The 19,128-nt window shown below is 63.0% G+C and carries 16 protein-coding genes; 8 read left to right on the forward strand and 8 right to left on the reverse strand.

Annotated elements, in window-relative coordinates:
• Positions 1-61 precede the first annotated feature (61 nt).
• Both B0E55_RS07810 and B0E55_RS07815 read left to right on the forward strand, forming a co-directional pair.
• Positions 62-373: an ArsR/SmtB family transcription factor gene (locus B0E55_RS07810; RefSeq protein ID WP_007735219.1), complete on the forward strand. Its 312-nt coding sequence runs from the start codon at positions 62-64 to the stop codon at positions 371-373.
• A gap of 150 nt (positions 374-523) precedes the next feature.
• A complete protein-coding gene (locus B0E55_RS07815; RefSeq protein ID WP_080909415.1) occupies positions 524-1,915 on the forward strand; it encodes an amidase in 1,392 nt (463 codons plus the stop codon).
• Here B0E55_RS07815 and B0E55_RS07820 read toward each other — a convergent pair.
• Positions 1,907-2,638 (reverse strand): hypothetical protein, encoded by a 732-nt coding sequence (locus B0E55_RS07820; RefSeq protein WP_020909757.1) that lies wholly within the window; start codon positions 2,636-2,638, stop codon positions 1,907-1,909. The two genes, B0E55_RS07815 and B0E55_RS07820, sit on opposite strands and share 9 nt — an antisense overlap.
• A 97-nt stretch (positions 2,639-2,735) precedes the next feature.
• Between B0E55_RS07820 and B0E55_RS07825 the strand changes: the two genes are divergently transcribed.
• Complete coding sequence (locus B0E55_RS07825; protein WP_230091044.1) at positions 2,736-3,281, forward strand: hypothetical protein; 546 nt, start codon at positions 2,736-2,738, stop codon at positions 3,279-3,281.
• Here the strand turns inward: B0E55_RS07825 and B0E55_RS07830 are convergent.
• From B0E55_RS07830 to B0E55_RS07840, 3 genes are read right to left on the reverse strand one after another with little or no spacing between them, the layout of a single operon-like run.
• Positions 3,249-3,908, reverse strand: a complete 660-nt coding sequence (locus B0E55_RS07830) for an enoyl-CoA hydratase-related protein (RefSeq protein ID WP_020971410.1) — start codon at positions 3,906-3,908, stop codon at positions 3,249-3,251. The genes B0E55_RS07825 and B0E55_RS07830 overlap by 33 nt on opposite strands.
• Positions 3,905-4,564, reverse strand: coding sequence for a TetR/AcrR family transcriptional regulator (locus B0E55_RS07835; RefSeq protein ID WP_021346115.1), 660 nt, complete (start codon positions 4,562-4,564; stop codon positions 3,905-3,907). Before B0E55_RS07835 ends, B0E55_RS07830 begins: the two co-directional genes overlap by 4 nt.
• Before the next feature lie 43 nt (positions 4,565-4,607).
• Positions 4,608-5,795, reverse strand: coding sequence for a CaiB/BaiF CoA transferase family protein (locus B0E55_RS07840; RefSeq protein WP_080909444.1), 1,188 nt, complete (start codon positions 5,793-5,795; stop codon positions 4,608-4,610).
• 282 nt (positions 5,796-6,077) lie between these two features.
• Between B0E55_RS07840 and B0E55_RS07845 the strand changes: the two genes are divergently transcribed.
• The 3 genes from B0E55_RS07845 to B0E55_RS07855 all read left to right on the forward strand — a co-directional run bounded on the left by B0E55_RS07845 (position 6,078) and on the right by B0E55_RS07855 (position 10,521).
• Entirely contained in the window at positions 6,078-7,193 is a 1,116-nt protein-coding gene (locus tag B0E55_RS07845) for an XdhC family protein (RefSeq protein WP_007735213.1), read from the forward strand.
• A 102-nt stretch (positions 7,194-7,295) separates the two neighbouring features.
• Positions 7,296-8,939 carry a PucR family transcriptional regulator gene (locus B0E55_RS07850; protein WP_019746100.1) on the forward strand — a complete coding sequence of 548 codons (1,644 nt, stop codon included), beginning with the start codon at positions 7,296-7,298 and terminating at the stop codon, positions 8,937-8,939.
• A 148-nt stretch (positions 8,940-9,087) separates the two neighbouring features.
• Positions 9,088-10,521 carry a uracil-xanthine permease family protein gene (locus B0E55_RS07855; protein WP_020971407.1) on the forward strand — a complete coding sequence of 478 codons (1,434 nt, stop codon included), beginning with the start codon at positions 9,088-9,090 and terminating at the stop codon, positions 10,519-10,521.
• Positions 10,522-10,624: 103 nt separating this feature from the next.
• On the opposite strand, the gene B0E55_RS07860 is transcribed toward B0E55_RS07855, so the two are convergent.
• The 4 genes from B0E55_RS07860 to upp form a co-directional block, all read right to left on the reverse strand.
• The gene (locus tag B0E55_RS07860; protein WP_080909416.1) at positions 10,625-12,136 is read right to left on the reverse strand and encodes a carboxyl transferase domain-containing protein; all 1,512 of its coding nucleotides are present in this window, start codon (positions 12,134-12,136) and stop codon (positions 10,625-10,627) included.
• The gene (locus B0E55_RS07865; protein WP_020909750.1) at positions 12,133-13,359 is read right to left on the reverse strand and encodes a CaiB/BaiF CoA transferase family protein; all 1,227 of its coding nucleotides are present in this window, start codon (positions 13,357-13,359) and stop codon (positions 12,133-12,135) included. Before B0E55_RS07865 ends, B0E55_RS07860 begins: the two co-directional genes overlap by 4 nt.
• Before the next feature lie 289 nt (positions 13,360-13,648).
• Positions 13,649-15,346, reverse strand: a complete 1,698-nt coding sequence (locus B0E55_RS07870; protein WP_080909417.1) for a PucR family transcriptional regulator — start codon at positions 15,344-15,346, stop codon at positions 13,649-13,651.
• Positions 15,347-15,438: 92 nt separating this feature from the next.
• Positions 15,439-16,062 (reverse strand): uracil phosphoribosyltransferase, encoded by a 624-nt coding sequence (gene upp / locus B0E55_RS07875; RefSeq protein WP_019746096.1) that lies wholly within the window; start codon positions 16,060-16,062, stop codon positions 15,439-15,441.
• Positions 16,063-16,285: 223 nt separating this feature from the next.
• Here upp and B0E55_RS07880 point away from each other — a divergent pair, with 223 nt between their 5' ends.
• Entirely contained in the window at positions 16,286-17,395 is a 1,110-nt protein-coding gene (locus tag B0E55_RS07880; RefSeq protein WP_003946033.1) for a ring-opening amidohydrolase, read from the forward strand.
• 137 nt (positions 17,396-17,532) lie between these two features.
• Positions 17,533-19,011, forward strand: coding sequence for an amidase (locus tag B0E55_RS07885; RefSeq protein ID WP_080909445.1), 1,479 nt, complete (start codon positions 17,533-17,535; stop codon positions 19,009-19,011).
• Positions 19,012-19,128 lie beyond the last annotated feature (117 nt).

Below are 19,128 nucleotides of genomic sequence, written 5' to 3' on the forward strand. Positions count from 1 at the left end.
GCGATATAGGGAGTGAACCATATATATCGGCATTTCGCGATCTAGCGGTATGATCTCGAGCATGGAAGACGCAACAACCGAGTGGGAAACGGCGTTCAAGGCGCTGGCCAACCCGATGCGTGTACAAATCCTGCAGTGGTTGAAAGACCCCGGGAGCTTTCCCCCTCAGCTCGAGCCTGCCGAGGAGGTCGGAGTGTGCCTCAAGCACATACAAGCGAGGGCGAAGGTGTCGCAATCGACTGCGTCTCAGTACATGGCCGCACTCCAGGCTGCGGATCTGGTCACCACCACACGAATCGGCCAGTGGAGGCATTACAAACGAAACGAGCAACAGATCGAGAAGCTTGCTGCATTCATCAGGCAGGGCTTGTAGGTACCAGCACCTGACCGATCCCTCCGGAACCGCGGACGTTGTGGCAAAACCTCACATCGCCGGAGCTGTCGGTATGTGCATTGTGGTCGTTTCTCGGGTTGCTCGCGGTCCTTACGCTCGGCAGAGGAGTCCGGCGAGGAGAGGCATGCGATGAGTCGTGAGAGCTGGGTGGGCCGTCATGCCCGATCCATCGCCGAAGCCGTGCGATCGGGTCAGGCGTCGGCGCGGACCGTCGTCGAAGATCATCTCGCACGGGTCGACGAATGCAACGGCGAGCTCAACGCACTGGTCGCCGTGTGCGCCGAGGACGCGCGTGCGGCCGCAGACAGCCTGGACGAACGTCGCCTTCTCGGCGAGACACTCGGTCCCCTTGCCGGGGTTCCGTTCACGGTCAAGGACTTGATCGCTACTGCCGGCGTGCGTACCACCGCCGGTTCTCGCACTCTGGCGGACAACATACCGGCCGTCGACGCCCCGGCCGTTGCAGCGTTCAAGGCTGCCGGCGCAATCCTGATCGGCAAGACCAACACGCCGGAATTCGGCGCGTGCGGCCTGACGCGCAACGAACTGTTCGGAACCACGGCCAGCCCGGTGCGACCGGACGGCGTCGTCCGGTCCCCCGGCGGATCGAGTGGCGGTGAGTCCGCGTCGGTTGCTGCCGGAATGAGCGTGCTCGGACTCGGTACGGATTTTGGTGGCTCGGTGCGTTGGCCCGCCCACTGCACCGGCCTCACTTCGGTTCGCCCGACGCTCGGCCGTATCGACCCGGAAGGGCAATACCCCGGCGTGCTTTCGGATGGACGGGTACTCGCCAATCCGGCGACGATGCACGGCACGATCCAGACCATCGGCCCACTGGCCCGCAACCTCGGTGATGCGACGCTTGCGCTGCGCGTCCTGTCGAAGCCGCATTTCTCGTGGACCGAGCCGGAGTCGGTCGACGTCGAACACCTCGACATCCGCTGGGCACCCGGCGAAGGGACCATGCCTGTCGACGAAGAAATCCTGGCGGCGGTTCGCTCGGCGGCGAACAGTCTGGATGCGAGCGAGTACGACGGTCTGGCTCTGCCGCGGGCTAACGTACTGTTCGGCGCGTTGCGATCGGTCGAGACTCACGCGGACATCCACTCTCTCGCAGCAGGTTCAGTGCACTCTTTCGACGCGGACATCACCGCCATGCTTGCGGCAGGCCATGATCGGAGTTCCGCCGAGGTGGAAGCGCTGTGGGCGGATCGCGCGGTGTTGATCACCGACTTCCTCGGCGAGGTGGGCGACGTCCTGATTCTGCCGGTTGCGTCGGTGCTCGCTCCGCCGCTCGGTGTGGAGAGCTTCGAGGTGGGCGGTCGCGAACTCACGTGGATGGACGCGCTCGCGAGTTGCCGGGCGATCAGTGTGCTCGGCCTTCCGTCGGTCGTGCTTCCGGTAGGACTCTCCCGCAACGGTTTACCGGTCGGAGTGCAAGTGGTGGCGCGGCCGTTCCACGAGCACGTTGCGCTGTCCGTGGCGGCGCGAATCATGTCGAATGCGCAAGCTCTAGTCTGACTTCCATCTTTCGGTTTCGGCTGCGAAACGTGTTGCGTACGAGTCGGCTAGGTCGTGAAGCGTGGTGACGCAGTCGCCGTAGTACGTCGGTGCATGCATGGTAGCCAGAATCCGCGGCTCGAGGTCGGCCAGGGCGCGGATCGTGGGTTCGAGATCCGGGGTGAGGCAGGTGGCGTGGCCCAAGTCCTCGGCTTCCAAAGCGGGACCGACGATTTCGTGCTCGGTAGTCGCGGGGTGGTGCCCGAACGCTGTGAAGAGGTCTCCGCAGAACAGCGTGGACGTCGTCTCCTCGAACATCAGGCCCGCGTCCCAACCGTGCGGGACGTGCGGGGTGTCGATGTGCCGAACGCGGCGCCTGCCGGTTTCGAGGACGTCGCCGTCCTGCAAGGGAAGTGGCGCCCGATCGGCCAGATCGTTGACCTGAACGAAGCACCCCATCGCGCCGTGCGCCACTTGTGCTTCGGGGGCCGCCGCAAGCCAGGAGTTCATGGACCCGCACTCGTCGGCCTCGACGTGACCGAACGTGATCCATTTCAGACGATCGATGTCGATCAGCGTGGAGAGTGCGTCGGAAGCTGAGGTGAACAACGCTCGCTGCCCGGTGTGGAAGAGCAAGGGTTCCTCGCCGTCGACGAGAAACTGGTTCATCGTGAGGTTCGCTTCGTCCACGAAGGTCGACAGTCGGTAGATGTCCGGCGCGATTTCGGTGATCGTGGTGGTCATCGCTGTGCTCCGATCAGGGCTGTTGTGCACGTCAATCTGTCTTCTCCAGCCTTCTCGCCGCCCCGCGCCTGCACAAGGCTCTGGAATAGTGGAGGACGTGTTCGTACTACTGCTGACAGGCCCGCCGGGCGCGGGGAAGAGTTCCGTGCTGACCGCGCTTCACGATCGACTCGGCGAGGCCGGGGTGAGCAACGCGATGATCGAGGTGGACGAACTCGAGCGGTGCTACCCGCCGCTGGGAACCGAGCGGGCAATCGCACACGTCGGGATGTTGTGCGCGTCGTACCGGGAAGCGGGGTACGAACTCCTGTTCCTCACGGCGACCGTCGAAGACGACGACTACGGGCATGCCTTGCTGGCCGCGACCGGCGCCGAGGGGTACCTGCTGGCGCGCCTCGAGGCCGATCCGGATACGTTGCTCGCCAGAATCGTCGAACGTGAACCGGCCGGCTGGGCCGGGCTGGACGATCTGGTGGAAGCGTCACAACTGCTGGCCGGTTCGATGCCGACGCTCAGTGGGGTCGACGTGGTTCTGAGCACAGAAGGCCGCGATCCCGAAAGTGTTGCCGATGATCTGGAAGCGGCTCTGCGAGAACGCAGTCCAGCGCTCTTAGCCGTCGGTGTTCAGAGCGGTGACCACTGAAGCGAACATCGTCGATTTGATTGCCCCAAGTGTGCCCGCATTCTTCGGGCCGATCGGCGCAACCATTTCGATGGCCTTCGCGGTCAAAGCATCGACGGATGCGGTGAAGTCCACCAAACCGGCTGCGAATGCGTCACTTCCGCCGTATCGCCGCCCCGTGGTCATGGCGACGATTGCCGACGCCGGGCTGAGCTTGGCCTGGATGAGAGCTGCCATTCCTTCGGTGAAGGGGATGTTGATGTCCACCTCCGGGAAGCAGTAGTAGCCGCGATCATCGCGCATGACGCGGTAATCGTGCGCGATGCCGAGCATGGCGCCCGCTCCGAAGGCGTGGCCGTTGATCGCCGCGACGGTGGGCATGGGGAACGTCAGCATCCGGGCGAACAGCGACTGGACTTGCTGCACATACCACTTCGCCTTGTCGCCGTTCGCGCCCAGCCAGTCGAGGTCGAGTCCGTTGGAGTAGAACTTGCCCGTCGCCGTGGTGACCAGGGCATGTGCGCCTTCGCTTAAAGCCTGGTCGAGTAGCTTGTCGACGGAATCGAGCCAATCCGGCGAGAATCGATTCTCGTCCTCACCGAGATCGAGAACGGCGATCTTGTCTTCGAAGCGCAGAGTTGCGGTCATGATTGGCCTTTCCTGTTGCGGGGCTTGGGCAGTGGTGGGTCGAGATGCAGAACCGCTCGAACGGCGGCATCCAACCGCGCGCGTGCTGCGGCGTCGGGGACTCGCCAACCGTCGGCGCGTTTGGCGGGATGAATGAGCAGTCCGGTAGGCAGGCCGACAACACAGGCCTCGATTGCTTCGACGGCTCGGCCGTCCTTGCGGCCCCAGAGCGCGGTCGACAACCGGATGAACAAGTCGACCAGAGACCGGTCGAGTTGTGTGAGTTTCTCGGCGATGTCGGCAGGGACGTCGGTGCCGAGCAGTTCGTCGCGCTGAATCGTCAGCAGCAGCAACGCGGATTGTGGGTAGTCGAGCGCGAAGACGGCCGGAACTTCGGCGGCTGCGACGACGGCGGAAACCGCGGAGGTCGGCGCGGGGTCCGCGAGAGCGTCGTCCACTCTCGATTGCTGAAGCGCGAGAAATCGTTGCGCGGCACGCAGCCACGCGCTACCGACCAGTCCACTGCGAGAGCCGAATGCGTGATAGATCGCCCCGTTGGATACACCGGTGGCGTCGGAGACCGCCCTGACCGTGACAGCGCTCGGCCCGGCAGTGGCGGCAAGTTTTTCGGCAGCGTCGAGCAGCGTGTCGAGATCGTGGACGCGTGGCCGAGGCATGAACGCACAGTAACAGAGCGTCTGCTCTGTTACTAGTGTGCGGTCAGATCACCGAATTTGCGCGAAGATCCTCGATCTCCTCCGGGCGCAGGCCGAAGTCGGTGAGTACGCCGTCGGCGTCACCGCCGAGAGTCATGGGTGGCGCATTCCTGACGGGAAGGGTCTTGCCGTCCACCCAGAACGGTCCGCGGACAACGGGAATCGATGTTCCGTCGGCGCTCTGGGTCTGCTCGACCATCTGCAATGCCTCGACCTGCGGGTCGGAGAACACCTGATCGATCGAATGAATCGGGCCGCAGGGGATTCCGGCACCGCGGATCTCGGCGATCCACTGTGCGGCGCCCTTCGTGGTCAGTAGGTCCTCGAGTTCTTTGGTCAGTTGGTCTCGGTGCGCCAAACGTTCTTTACCCGTGGCATATTCGGCACGGAAGGCGAGATCGGGGTCGCCGATAACCGAGCACAGCGCGATCCAGTGCTTGTCCGAGCCGGTGGCAATGTTGATCGGGAAGTCGGCAGTGTCGAAAGCGCCGTACGGCGTGATCGTCGGGTGCGTATTGCCGATCGGCGTCGACACCCGCCCGGTGCTCAGGTAGTCCTGCGCCTGGAAGGTCATGATCGAGATCGCGGATTCCAGCAACGAGGTCTGCACGCGGTGCCCACGACCGTCGCGTCCGCGCGAAGCCAACGCCGCCGTGATACCCAGCGCCGCGTAGATGCCCGAGACCGTGTCGATGATGGGGATACCGACCCGCATCGGGGTCTGTTCCCCGGCGCCGGTGACCGACATCAACCCGGACATGCCCTGGGCCACCTGATCGAGTCCGGGCGCGAACTGGTCCGGGCCCACCGGGCCGAAACCACTGATGCTCATCACGACGAGACCCGGATTCTCCTGCTCGAGCGAATCGGGATCGAGCCCCATGTCGGCCAGCACTCCCGGACGGAAGTTCTCGACCAGCACATCCGCGTCGAGGGCCAGGCTGCGAAGCAGTTTCCGCCCGCGGTCACTGCGCATGTCGATGGCGATCGACCTCTTGCCGCGGTTCACGGAAGCGAAGTAGAGGCTTCGATCGCCGTCGAACGGCGGCCACTGACGCGAACTGTCGCCGGAGCCACGGGTTTCGACCTTGACCACGTCGGCGCCGAAGTCCGAGAGCAGCGACGTGCACAGAGGGCCCGCGAGAGCGCGGGTGAGGTCGAGAACTTTGATACCGCTGAGCAATTGGTCCATGGGAGAAACCTCGGTTCTGTGGTGTGCAACGTCGCCCACTCGATCCGTCGCACCATCTGCGTGAATTACCGCTGCAGTGATCGTCGGAGAGGGGAAGAATGAAGGTCAGGCCTGCTTTCGGCTGGGCTCGGTGACAACACTGGTCGAGAGCGCACGGTGATGCGACGGCGACATTGCACAACTGCAGGGCCCGGATTTAGGCGCATTGTGTGACAGGCAGGATTGCGGTGGGCCGATACCGTGAACTCTCTACGGACGGCGATGCAAGCGGGAGGCGAGGCGATGCGCGACATTTCCACTCAGCTGGCGCAGTGGCACGCCCGCGGCGAGGATTTTGCACTGGCGACGGTTGTCCGTACCTGGCGATCCTCACCGCGCATGCCCGGTGCTTCGATGGCCGTCTCACGCTCCGGGGAGGTAGTCGGCAGCGTCTCGGGCGGGTGTATCGAGAGTGCACTGTACGAGATCGCCCAGGAGGTTCTCGCCGACGGCACCAGTCGCGTCGAGGTCTTCAGCGTCTCCGACGACGACGCCATCGGAGTAGGTCTGACCTGCGGCGGAACCATCGAAGTGTTCGTCCAGGCCGTCGGAGCCGATTTCGTCGAGTTCGGTCAGGTCTGTGAACGGATCGAAGCCGATACGCCCGTCGTCGTGGTCACCGAAGTGCGTCCGGGAGCGCCGGCGCGGCACCTCGTCGTCGAGCACGGCCGACGAAGCGGGGATCTGGATGCCACGGAGGACGAGGTCTCCATCCTGTTGCGCACGATGGACACCGGTGAGTCCGTAGCCTTTGTCGCGCCGGCGGGAACCCTCATCGATTCGCAGCACGACCTGCTGGTCGAGATCTTCGCGCCACTACCGCGGATGTACGTGTTCGGGGCCATCGACTTCGCGGCATCGATGTGTACGTTGGGCGCCTTTGCGGGTTACCGAGTGACCGTCGTGGACGCACGGCCGGTCTTCGCGACACGGGCGCGCTTTCCCGACGCCCACGATCTGGTCGTGATGTGGCCACACAAGTTCCTCGAAACCGCACCGATCGACAACAAAACCGTCCTGGCCGTGCTCACGCACGACGAGAAGTTCGACATCCCCTTGCTCGAGATCGCTCTGCGTTCGCCGGCTGCATACGTCGGCGCGATGGGAAGTCGTGCGACGCATGAGCGTCGGGTGGCGCTGTTGAAGGAGCGAGGCGTTACCGACGCCGAGTTGGGGCGTCTGCACTCACCGATCGGGTTGGATCTCGGCGCCAGGACGCCGGAGGAGACTGCAGTGTCGATCCTCGCCGAGATGACCAAGACCCTGCGCAATGCATCCGGTTTGGAACTGCGGGATCTGCAGGGGCCGATCCACCCGCCACCTCAGGAGAATCCGACCGCCCTGCATCGAACGGCCTGAGTCGACTGCGCTGAATTCGGACATCTTGTGTTCGGTGGGGATAGGATCGTTTCTTTCGTGAACCATCTTCCGTGATCCGAATGAAATCGAGGTGCCTGCCAAGTGGCAAACCCGGCCGTACCGGCATCCGAGGTGAATGCTGTTCTCTCCGAACTTCTTCGAACCCCGCTCCTTCCTGGTGTTCGAAAGGTCGCCGGCGGCTCCGAAGACCCGACGGTAGCCCGGGTGGGATTCATGGCGGTTCCGGACATCGGACCGTGGCTGCGACACGGACAGTTGCTGATCACCACGCCGGAAACCCTCGCCCGGGTCACCGAAACCTTCAAAGCATTTGTCGGACGGTTGTCGACGCGCGGAGTTGCAGCGCTCGCCGTCCAATTCGGCGCAGACGGGGACACTCTCGCGCCGGAACTGGTCGACGCGGCCGAAAGCGCCGGCTTCCCGCTCCTGGTTTTTCACGGTGCGTGCGATCACCCTGCGGCGAGAGACCGTGAGCAGACGGAGTCGGCCCAGATCGACGCCATGTTCGGGGCCGAGCGCTTGCGACGGCTGCTGGTCGACGTCGTGATGGGCGGCGGTGGCCTCCCACAATTGACCGAGGTCATCGCACGGGAGATGAAGGGCGCCGCCCTGATCACCACCTCGGACGGACGCGAGATCTGCCGCGCCGGGGATGCCGCGGAGCGCAAGCATCTGTCTGCCTGTCCCGCCGTCGATTCCACCGGTCGTCTGCGGACCGACACCGTCGAGGGCGGGTTGGGTCTGCACGAGTTCGACGGTCAATTCATCGCGGTGTCCGCGATTTCCGCCAATCACATCGACCACGGGCGTCTCGCGTTGTTCACCGGTGAGCGCGTGATGACGAGTTACGACCAGTACCTGGTCGAGCGAGCGGCGTCGGTGTGCGCGTTGGTCATCACCCGTGAGCAGGCCGTGGCGTCGGTGGAAGAACGCCATCGCGCCAACTTCGTTCACGACCTGCTCCTCGGCCGGGCCGGGGACCACGATCACGTTGTCTCCCACGCCAAGACGTTCGGTTGGGACTTCGATCGCCCGCTGGTGATCGTCTCGATCGAGCCGGACCCGATCGACGAACCGGCCTCTGCGGCGCCCGCTCGGCTGCCCGTCGTCGATCGCCAGGCGATGGCGTTCTCCGGGGCGATCGCCCACCGCGATCCCGGTGCGGCGGTGACCGCGCTGACGGGCGAGACGGTGATCGTCATGGGCGTCGGCACCGACACGATGGCATTGGTGCGGGACCTCGTCACGGTCGTTCGCGGTGAAGGTGGCGGCGGGAGAAGGCCGTTCAGTGTCGGGGTGTCCCGGCCGACAGCGGCGATCGACGCCGTCCCCGCGCTCTACAGTCAGGCGCGCACCGCACTGACCGTCGGACGCCGGATCTCCGGTCCGTGGACGGTGACTCAGTTCGACGATCTCGGTGTGTACAGACTGCTCAGTCTGGTCGAGGACGAAAACGAGCTGGAGACGTTCGCGCGGGAGACACTGCGGGAACTGACGGAGGAAACTGCCGAAGCGCAGGACATGCGCAAGACATTGGAAGTCTTGCTCGCGACCAACATCAACATCGCCGAGACAGCGCGCAAGCTCCACTTCCATTACAACACACTGCGTTACAGGGTCGTTAAGCTGGAGAAAATGCTTGGACCCTTCACGGCGCAACCCGAGCTCCGGCTGGATCTGTCTCTAGCACTGAAGATAACCGCGATGCGCGGCATCAATCACTAATATTGCCAATCCGAGTCCGTGGGTTCTGGCAGATTGTCATCACGTCGATACCCCTGCGCTGTAATAGCGTTTCACTCCAGTCACGGTGTTTTGTGAGCTGGAGCACACTCAGCGTTCGGACACCTTCCTCTGCACGAAAGGTCCCATCATGCCGATTTGGACGTTGCACGGAGATGGAAAGAACATCAGACCGGGTGAAGTGGTCGCTCCCGGCGAGCGGCTCAGCTGGGGAAGAACCATCGGGCTGGGCAGCCAGCACGTGGTGTCGATGTTCGGCGCGACGTTCGTCTTCCCGATCATCATGGGGCTCAATCCTCAACTTGCCGTGATGATGTCGGGCTTTTGTACGCTCTTCTTCCTGCTGGTGGTCAAGGGACGCATTCCCAGCTACCTCGGTACGTCGGCGGCCTTTGTCGGCGGTATCGCCGCCATTCGTGCCCAAGGCGGAACGTCCGCAGAGGTGACCGGCGCGATCCTGGTGTCCGGACTGGTCCTGGCAGCCATCGGTATCGCGATCCACTTCCTCGGTGGCCGGGTCGTATTCAAGGTTCTTCCCCCGGTGGTGACCGGCGCAGTGGTGATGCTGATCGGATTCAACCTGGCACCCGTCGTCGCGGGGCTGTACTGGCCGCAGGACCAGTGGGTGGCTCTGATCGTCATGGTGGCCCTGATCGTCATGAGTATCGCGCTACGTGGCTTCATGGCGCGCATCGCCATCTTCCTCGCGCTGATCTTCGGCTACGTCCTCTCCTGGATCCTCGACCGGGTCTCGGGCACGATCACCTCGTACGACGCAGGCACCGGTCAGATCACCGAGCACTTCCGCGTCAACTGGGATTCGGTGCAGTCGGCGTCGTGGTTCGGCCTGCCCCCGTTCTCGGACGAGGCCAACGGAATCGTCGGCATCCATGCCCCGTCGTTCAGCCTGACATTCATCATCCTGGTCCTTCCCGGTGTCATCGCGTTGATCGCGGAGAATGCCGGCCACGTCAAGGCAGTCGCAGAGATGACCGGCGACGATCTCGATCCGTACATGGGACGCGCGCTCGCCGGTGACGGTTTCGCCACCGCTATCGCCAGCAGCGTCGGCGGTTCGCCCACCACGACGTACGCCGAGAACATCGGTGTCATGGCAGCGACCCGTGTGTACTCCACCGCCGCTTACGCGGTCGCCGGCATCGTCGCGATGATGCTCGGCTTCTCCCCCAAGTTCGGTGCCGTCATCTCGGCGACACCCGGCGGTGTTCTCGGCGGAATCACCGTGGTGCTCTACGGCATGATCGGTCTGCTCGGCGCCAAGATCTGGAAGGAGAACGGTGTCGACTTCGGCAATCCGCTCAACCTCATGCCGATCGCGGCCGGCCTCATAATCGGTATCGGCGACACGGCTCTGAAGTTCAGTGACACGTTCTCGCTCAGCGGCATCGCGCTCGGCACCATCGTCGTGATCGGGATGTACCACCTGTGCCAGTTCATCGGTTCGAAGAACCCGGAGCTGAATGCGAAGAATCCGGAACCGAACAAGCCGGATTCGAAGGCTCCCGGCGGCGAACGGGAAGAACCCGCCCCGCAGCTCACGTGACGCTTGGCTGAGTGTGCTCGATTGTCGAAGGCCGGACATCCTCCTTGGAGGATGTCCGGCCTTTCGCGGTGTGTGCGTGTTCTGTGTTCTGTGTGCTGATCGATCAGACGGCAGTGCTGGCTTCGACCAGGCCGATACGGTCGATGCGTTCGGTGCGGGTGATGAGCCGTTCAGTCGGATCGGTAGCACTGAGCACGCTCAGCTCGTAGTGCAGTACCGCTCCGACGCGAGTGCAGAATGCGGCGGATTCGTCCGCGGCATCGGGAAATTCGGGGATGACCCGATCGACGATGCCGCCCGTGAGCAGATCGAAGGACCGTATCCCTTGACCGGCCGCCATCTCCGGAGCGTGCGTGATGTCGTGGAACATGATCGCGCTCGCCCCCTCGGGAGGTAAGGGCGAGAGCCAACCGTGGCGGGCCGCCAGCACTCGATCGGCCGGAATCAGTGCCAGGGCGCCGCCGCCGGTGCCCTGCCCGAGCAGGAGGGAAATGGTCGGGACCTCGAGTGAAATCATGTCGGCTATGCACCGAGCGATCTCGCCGGCCAATCCACCTTCTTCGGCTTCCTTCGACAGTGCCGCGCCTGCCGTGTCGATGATCGTCACCAACGGCAGGTCGAGCTCTGCGGCAAGCCGCATCCCTCGCCGAGCTTCCCGCAGAGCGCCGGGGCCGAGTGGGGAGTGAGCAGTCTGTCCGCGTCGGTCCTGTCCGAGAAGGACGCAGGGCATGTCGCCGAAGCGAACGAGCGCGAGCATGATGCCGGGATCGTTCTCGCCTTGGCCGGTTCCGTTGAGCGGGAGCATGTCCGAGGCGGAATTGAGCAACACTTCCCGGATTCCCGGTCGGTCTTCGCGTCGGGATGCGACGACGGATTCCCACGCCGACGTATCGGGTGGGCAATCGTACGAGCACGGGTCACTCGGCAACGAGTACCCACGACGTCTCGAGGTGATGATGCGCAATGCGCGGTCGACGATTTCGGCGAGCTGGTCTGGCGGCCGCACCGCATCGATGAGTCCGTGCTCGTGAAGGTTCTCCGCTGTCTGGACACCGACGGGGAAAGGTGAGTTGTACAAAGCCTCGAACACCCGGGGGCCGAGGAATCCCACGAGGGCTCCTGGCTCCGCGATCGTCACGTGACCGAGTGACCCCCAGGACGCGAATACGCCTCCGGTGGTGGGGTTTCGGAGGTAGACGATGTAGGGCAGGTGCGCTTCTTTGTGCTTGATGAGCGCCGCGGTGATCTTGACCATCTGCAGAAATGCCGTTGTCCCCTCCTGCATACGCGTTCCTCCGGAGGTGGGAAGCGCAAGAAGGGGCAGCTGCTCTTGCGTCGCTCGACGGATGGCGACGACGAGGCGTTCGCCCGCCGCCACGCCGATCGATCCGCCGAGAAAACCGAACTCGCAGACGATGATTGCCACACGGCGGCCTCGGACGGAGGCGCTTCCGGTCAGGACGGACTCGTCGAGCCCGGTCTTCTCCTGCGCCCGCAGAAGTGCTTCGGCGTAATCGGAGTCGGTCGCGACGGGGATCGGAGGGGTATCCCACGACTCCCAGGTGCCGGCATCGATCACCAGGTCGAGCAAGTCGCGAGCCGTCAGGCGGTTCATCGGGTGAATCCTTGTAGCCACGACATGACTTCGTCAGTGTCTTCACCGAGTACCGGCGGTGCGGTGTGCCGGGTCTCCGTCACTTCGGTTCCGTCCGGATCGAAGAATCGCAGCGGCGGCCCGGGCAGTGTGATGTTGCCGAGCGTGCTGTGGTCGACGTCGACGAGCAATCCCTGTGATCGGGTCTGCTCCCATTCGTACACTTCGGAGATCGTCCGAACCCGTCCTGCCGGTATTCCGATACGGTCGAGTTCGGTCAGAAGCTCGTCACGCGAGTACGGTTTGAAGGTACGTTCGATCAATTCGACTACCTGGAAATGATTCTCGACGCGTTCGGCGTTTGTTGCCATACCGGGGGCGTCGGGATCGAGTTCGAACCCTTCGCAGAATCTTCTCCACAGGCTTTCGCTGCCGACCGAGATCTGCACTGCGCCATCGCCGGTACGAAAGAGTCCGTACGGTGCGATGGAGGGATGGTGGTTGCCTTGCGCTGTGCCTACCTCGCCGGCGACGGTCCACTTCGTTCCTTGAAACGCGTGAACGCCGACCACGCTGGCCAAGAGCGACGTTCGAACGACACGGCCTCTCCCCGTCTGTTCGCGTTCCTTCAAGGCCGCGACGACGCCGAACGCCCCGTACATTCCGGCGAGAAGATCGGCGATCGGAACTCCGACTCGTTGAACGTCGTCCGGACTCGAGCCGGTCAGCGACATGAGTCCGGCTTCCCCCTGGGCGATCTGGTCGTAGCCGGCGCGACCACCTTCCGGGCCGTCGTGGCCGAAACCGCTGATGGACAGGACGATCAGTCGAGGATTGAGTTCGGCCAGCCGCTCGGTGGAGAATCCGAGTCGATCGAGAACTCCGGTGCGGAAGTTCTCCATGAGAACGTCGGCGCGGCAGACAAGATCTTCGAGGGTTGCGCGCCCGCTGTCGGATTTGAGGTCGAGCGTGATCGACTTCTTGTTCCGGTTCGTGGAGAGGAAGTACGTCGATTCCCGTTGCGTGTTCGGTGGTTCCAGCGGGGGCTCCACAAAAGGCGGCCCCCACCCACGGGTGTCGTCGCCACCGTGAGGTGATTCGACCTTGATCACGTCGGCACCCAGATCGCCGAGCATCATTGCCGCGTGAGGACCCGCGAGTGCGCGCGTGAGGTCGACGACAATCACGTCGTGTAGCGGACCACTACGAGCACTTGTGTTGTGAGGCTTCGAAGTCGAGTTCATGTCGCACCGCCGTGTTCTGGTGTAATTGGCTGAGCCAGTTGGTGGTTGAGGCCTCCGTAGTTCGGTCGACTCCGGTCCACTGGACCGAGAAATCGGCCAGGGCCACTGAAGGAGGTATGTGCGGCCCGTCTTTCGAACCGTAAGCGCGCACCGGTCAACGGCACATGGGTAACCTTGCCGATGACGGGTATCAGTGGTGGGTAAGAAGTGACGAACGCTCAACGCATGGCGCGATTGCGGTTGTATCGAACCGTAATTGGGGCGCTCTGTCAGCCTATTGGGTGCATCTTCATGACATTTCGTGCATCTTCATGACCTGCAGGGCGAGTGAGACGTTCAATCGAAGGACGGGGTCGTCGGTGAACGATCCGACGACGCTCTCCAGCTTTCCGATTCTGTATCGCAAAGTGTTGTAGTGCATATGCAGTGCCCGGGACGCCTCGGCGACATTGCAATTGCAGTCGAGCAACGTCTGGAGTGTCAGACGCAAATCTGCGGCTTCGGCGTTGTCCGCCGACAGTGACTTCAGAACGTCATCGGTGAACGAACGCAGTTCGCTCTTGTCCGTCTGGAGCGAGAGGAGTCGGTGTACGCCGAGTTCGTCGAAGTGCGCGATCTGGCCCGGCCCGTTGATACGTCGGCCGACGACCACGGCCGTACAGGCCTGGTCGTAGGCAGCAGGTAGATCGGCCGGGGAGTAGATCACCCGGCTCACTCCCGTGCTGAAGGAGCGGCGGCCGCTGGTGCGATCTCCGGCAACCTTGCGCACCAACCCTTCGATGTCCCGAACCGCACGGTCGGTGCTGGTGGGGAAAAGCGTGACCACCTCGTGTCGAAACCCGACGGAGGGTGCCGTCCGCTCGTGGGTGCGTACCACTTGTTGCCAGCCGTCGCTGAGTCGATCTTGGTCCGTGCGCGTGGAATTCGCGTGCTGGGATTCCGGGTGATCGACGTCGAGTTCTGCAACCACTACGGCAAGTGGACGAGTGACATCCCACCCCAACTGGGTGAAGTGCGCGCTCACTTCCGCCGGCGAGCCGGCTTCACCTATCAGTGCGTCGCGGAGGAAGTCGCCGCGGAATTTGGATTCCACTGCCGCAACTGCCAGCTGCTTGGTGACGGCCAGCGCAGCAACGGTGGCCGCTCGCTCCAGCGCTTGGACGACAACTGCGCCGAGTTCGTGGGTGCCGGCGTACGCGACCATTCGGCCGTGGTCGGTGCCGCCGGCCACCACCCGGGTGAGCGCCAACTGACCAGGAAATCCTTTGGGCGCGTTCTGTAAACCGACAGCGACCCGTTCGGTCAGGAACCGACCGGTGCTTTCGAACAACGGAAGCGCGTTCAGCGCGGCTGAATCTCCGGCCTCCGTCAACACTCTTCCGTCCGGCGAGCAGATGAGAACGCTGACGTCGAAAAGCGCGGCGAATTCCGCGGCGATCTGGGGTAGATCGCCACCTTCCAAGACGATCGACGTCAACGAGCGGTGAAGACGATCGGCAATGTCGAGTGCCGCAGACTGCTTCGCCACCAACTTGGTGAAGACCTCCGAGATCACCTCGTCGAATCCTGCGGTGACGGGAAGAACCAACAACGGCAGCCCTCGCTGCTCTGCCATGTGCAGCATGGCTTCCGGCAGTTCGTCGAGATAGCGGCCCGTTTTAACGGCAAGTGCCGCGACTCCTCGGCGTGCGAGACCGTCGACGAGGTCGCTGAGATCTGTATCGTCGAGAAGCTCTCCGGTTCGCCCGTAACGCAGCGGGAACCCGGTTGTCACCAACAGTTCGTTCGGCTTCACCCAAGCGAGGATGTCCGGTACTTCCATCACGTTCACCGATTGAACGAGGTGGCGCAAGCCCCCGTGCCCGGCAAGGACTTCGGCTCCACGCAGACTGGGCAGCTCGAGGACATCCCGAACCGTCAGTCTGTAGTCGCCACCTTCTGGCAAATGTTGAAGCTCTTCGCTCGAATATTTGGCAGATCTATCCATGTCGCGAGACTACGCTCGATCACGCGACGAACATTGTCAACAGTTGACGAAAATAGCCTCTCGAAATGAGTGGTTCTCCGTATGTCTGCCAACTACCGTGGTCCGAATTGGCGATCGCCCGCGTCTCCGAGTCCAGGTACCAGGAAAGCATTTTCGTTCAGGCCGTCGTCGATGCTCGCAGTGAGGAGCCTGACTGGATGTCCGGAGTTCCTCAGTGCTTCGATCCCCTCCGGAGCCACGACGACACATATTGCAGTCACATCGGTGGCTCCGCGTGCAATGAGCAGATCGATTGTGCGGATGATGGATCCACCGGTCGCCAACATCGGATCGAGGACGTAGACGGGGGTGCCCGACAGATCAGCGGGCAGGGACTCCAGATACGGAACCGGTTGGTGTGTCTTCTCGTCTCGTGCCATTCCCACGAAACCGACACCTGCCTGCGGAATAAGGGCACTCGCCTGCTCGACCATGCCGAGGCCTGCTCGCAAGACCGGTACCAGGAGCGGTGGATTTGCCAGCCGCACTCCCAGCGTCGGAGCAACTGGCGTCTCGATGTCGAACTGTTCCACTTCTGCGCCGCGCATGGCCTCGTAGACCAACATATGGGTCAGTCTGCGCAAGGCGGACCGGAAAGTTGCGTTGTCGCTGCGAGCGTCGCGCATGGTCGTGAGCAGCGATGCCGCCAGCGGATGGTCGACAACAGTGGTGTCCATGGTCGAATCGTAAGTGAGAACCGATGGGGCGGCGCACAACCGGTGAATTGGAGTCGAAATAACCAATCGCGGTTTTCGTTTGGGCAACTATTGACGATGCCGAAGGGTTCGAGTCGTCATAGCGTGGTCGGCATGGCAGTTCCGAACCGCTCGGCTGGGCTGGGCGCCAGGAGCTGTCAAGGCCCAATTTTGCCTCCACGATTCCCTATACAAGGAGATGCCAATGCCCGAAGCAATCGAGGTCCGTAAGGTTCCGCTACACAGCGTCTCCGACGCCAGTGAGCTCGCCAAGCTGATCGACGACGGTGTCCTCGAGGCCGACCGCGTCATTGCAGTCATCGGCAAAACCGAGGGTAACGGCGGCGTCAACGACTACACGCGAATCATCGCGGACCGAGCGTTTCGAGAGGTTCTCTCCGCCAAGGGTAATCGCAGCCCCGAAGAGGTGGCGGAGGTGCCGATCGTCTGGTCAGGCGGCACGGACGGTGTGATCAGCCCGCACGCGACGATCTTCGCGACGGTACCGGCAGACAAGGTCACCAAGACCGACGAGCCGCGACTGACCGTGGGTGTCGCCATGAGTGAGCAGCTGCTGCCCGAGGACATCGGTCGTACCGCAATGATCACCAAAGTAGCTGCGGCAGTGAAAGATGCGATGGCCGATGCCGGAATCACCGATCCCGCCGACGTGCACTACGTACAGACCAAGACTCCGTTGCTGACAATCCACACCATCCGTGACGCCAAGAGTCGCGGCAAGACCGTGTGGACCGAACAGACTCATGAGTCGATGGACCTGTCCAACGGCGGTACGGCGCTCGGAATCGCGGTTGCACTCGGCGAAATCGACATGCCGACCGACGAGGATGTCATGCACAGCCGCGAGCTCTTCTCCTCTGTTGCATCCTGCTCGTCCGGCGTCGAGTTGGACCGTGCTCAGATCGTTGTCGTCGGTAACGCACGTGGCGTCGGCGGACGCTACCGGATCGGCCACAGCGTGATGAAGGATCCGCTCGACCAGGACGGCATCTGGGCGGCGATCCGTGACGCCGGACTCGAACTTCCGGAGCGGCCGCACTCGAGCGACCTGGACGGTCAACTCGTCAACGTGTTCTTGAAGTGCGAGGCCAGCCAGGACGGAACGGTCCGCGGCCGTCGTAATGCGATGCTCGACGACTCCGATGTGCACTGGCACCGCCAGATCAAGTCGTGCGTAGGTGGAGTCACGGCAGCTGTCACCGGTGATCCGGCAGTGTTCGTCTCGGTCTCGGCAGCGCATCAGGGCCCCGAGGGCGGCGGCCCTGTCGCCGCCATCGTCGATCTCGGTCAGTAGCCGGTAAGAACCTCGCTGGAAACTTCGACAGTCGCGCGCCGCCACCGGTAATTCGTCCTCGAATCAGTTGCCGGTGGCGGCGAATCCGACCGAGATTCTGCCGGCGCAACCCACTTCACTGCTTGAAAGGATTCACGATGGTTCATGCTGCTGACCCTGTCGACGAGAGCGTTTCCGGTGCGCCCGAGAATCGCGAGCTCGTCATGGCCGATGCGGTCACGCTCAGTGGTCTGATACGCAGGCGTGAAGTGTCGTGTGTCGAGGTGATGGACAGCTTCCTCGATCAGATCGAAGTACATAACCCGGCGGTGAACGCGATCGTCGCATTGCGGGATCGGGAAGCGTTGACGGCGGAGGCGCGCGAGCGTGATTCGCAGTTGGCGAGTGGGCAGTATCTCGGTTGGATGCACGGGTTTCCGCATGCGGTGAAGGATCTTTCGGCAGCCAAGGGTCTGCCGTTCACGTCCGGGTCGCCGATGTTCGCGGATCGAATCGCCGAAGAGGACGACCTGTTCGTCAAGCGGATCAAGTCTGCCGGTGCCATCGTGATCGGCAAGACGAACACACCGGAGTTCGGGCTCGGATCGCAGACGTACAACCCGGTGTGGGGTACGACGGTGTCGCCGTACGACAATTCGCGCACTGCCGGCGGTAGCAGCGGAGGCGCCGCAGCGTCGTTGGCGCTTCGCATGCTGCCGGTGGCTGATGGAAGCGATTACATGGGTTCGCTCCGAAACCCGTCGGCGTTCAACAACGTTGTTGGGTTTCGACCTTCCTGGGGTCGGATACCGGAGACGGGATTCATCGCTCAGGGCGCTGTTGTGGGTCCGATGGGCCGAACCGTCACCGACGTGGCTCACCTGCTCTCCACGATGGCGGGACCGGATGCCTATGCACCGTTGGGGATTCGTGAGAATCCCGCTGTGTTCGCCGAAAGCCTCGCACGGGATCTGAAGGGCTCTCGGATCGCATGGGTCGGTGACTGGAACGGGTACCTGGCAACCGAACCTGGAGTTCTCGAGTTGTGCGAATCCTCGTTCGAGGTCTTCGAACAGTTGGAGTGCCGCGTCGAGGCTGCGCTTCCCGACTTCAAACCCGAGGACATCTGGCAACTGTTCCTGCGATGGCGTTGGTGGGCGCAGCTCGGTTTGATCGATCAGTACAACGATCCGAGTTTGCGTGAGTTGATGAAGCCCGAACTGTTGTGGGAACTCGGGCATGCGGTCACCCTCTCGGCACTCGACGTGACCAAGGCTGCGGAGGCCCGCAACGGCTGGCTGTCGGCCATTACCAAGATGTTCGAAACCTACGACTACATTCTCGCGCCGAGTGCTCAGGTGTTTCCTTTCGACAAGAACACTCACTGGCCCGAGACCGTCGACGGGCGGTCGATGGACACGTATCACCGGTGGATGGAGACGGTTGTTCCCTGGACGATGGCCGGGGTTCCGGTTGCGGGGATGCCGGTCGGCTTCGACGATCGTTCGCTTCCCATGGGTATCCAGATCATCGGTCGGCACGGAGCCGACTTGGACGTACTCCAACTCGCCTACGCATTCGAGCAGGCAACCCAGTGGGTCGAGCGGGTTCTTCCTCCCGCACTCCGCGTGAACTGACCTAATCTATTTCGAACGTATCCAGTTGGGAGAGAACGACGATGGCTTCGGCATTGTGGCACGGGTTCGCGGACATGGGCGCTGTGGAGAAGAACGGCGCGTTTGTCGTCTCTCGCG

It is taken from the genome of Rhodococcus sp. 66b (assembly GCF_002076325.1).
GTDB lineage: Bacteria > Actinomycetota > Actinomycetes > Mycobacteriales > Mycobacteriaceae > Rhodococcus_F > Rhodococcus_F erythropolis.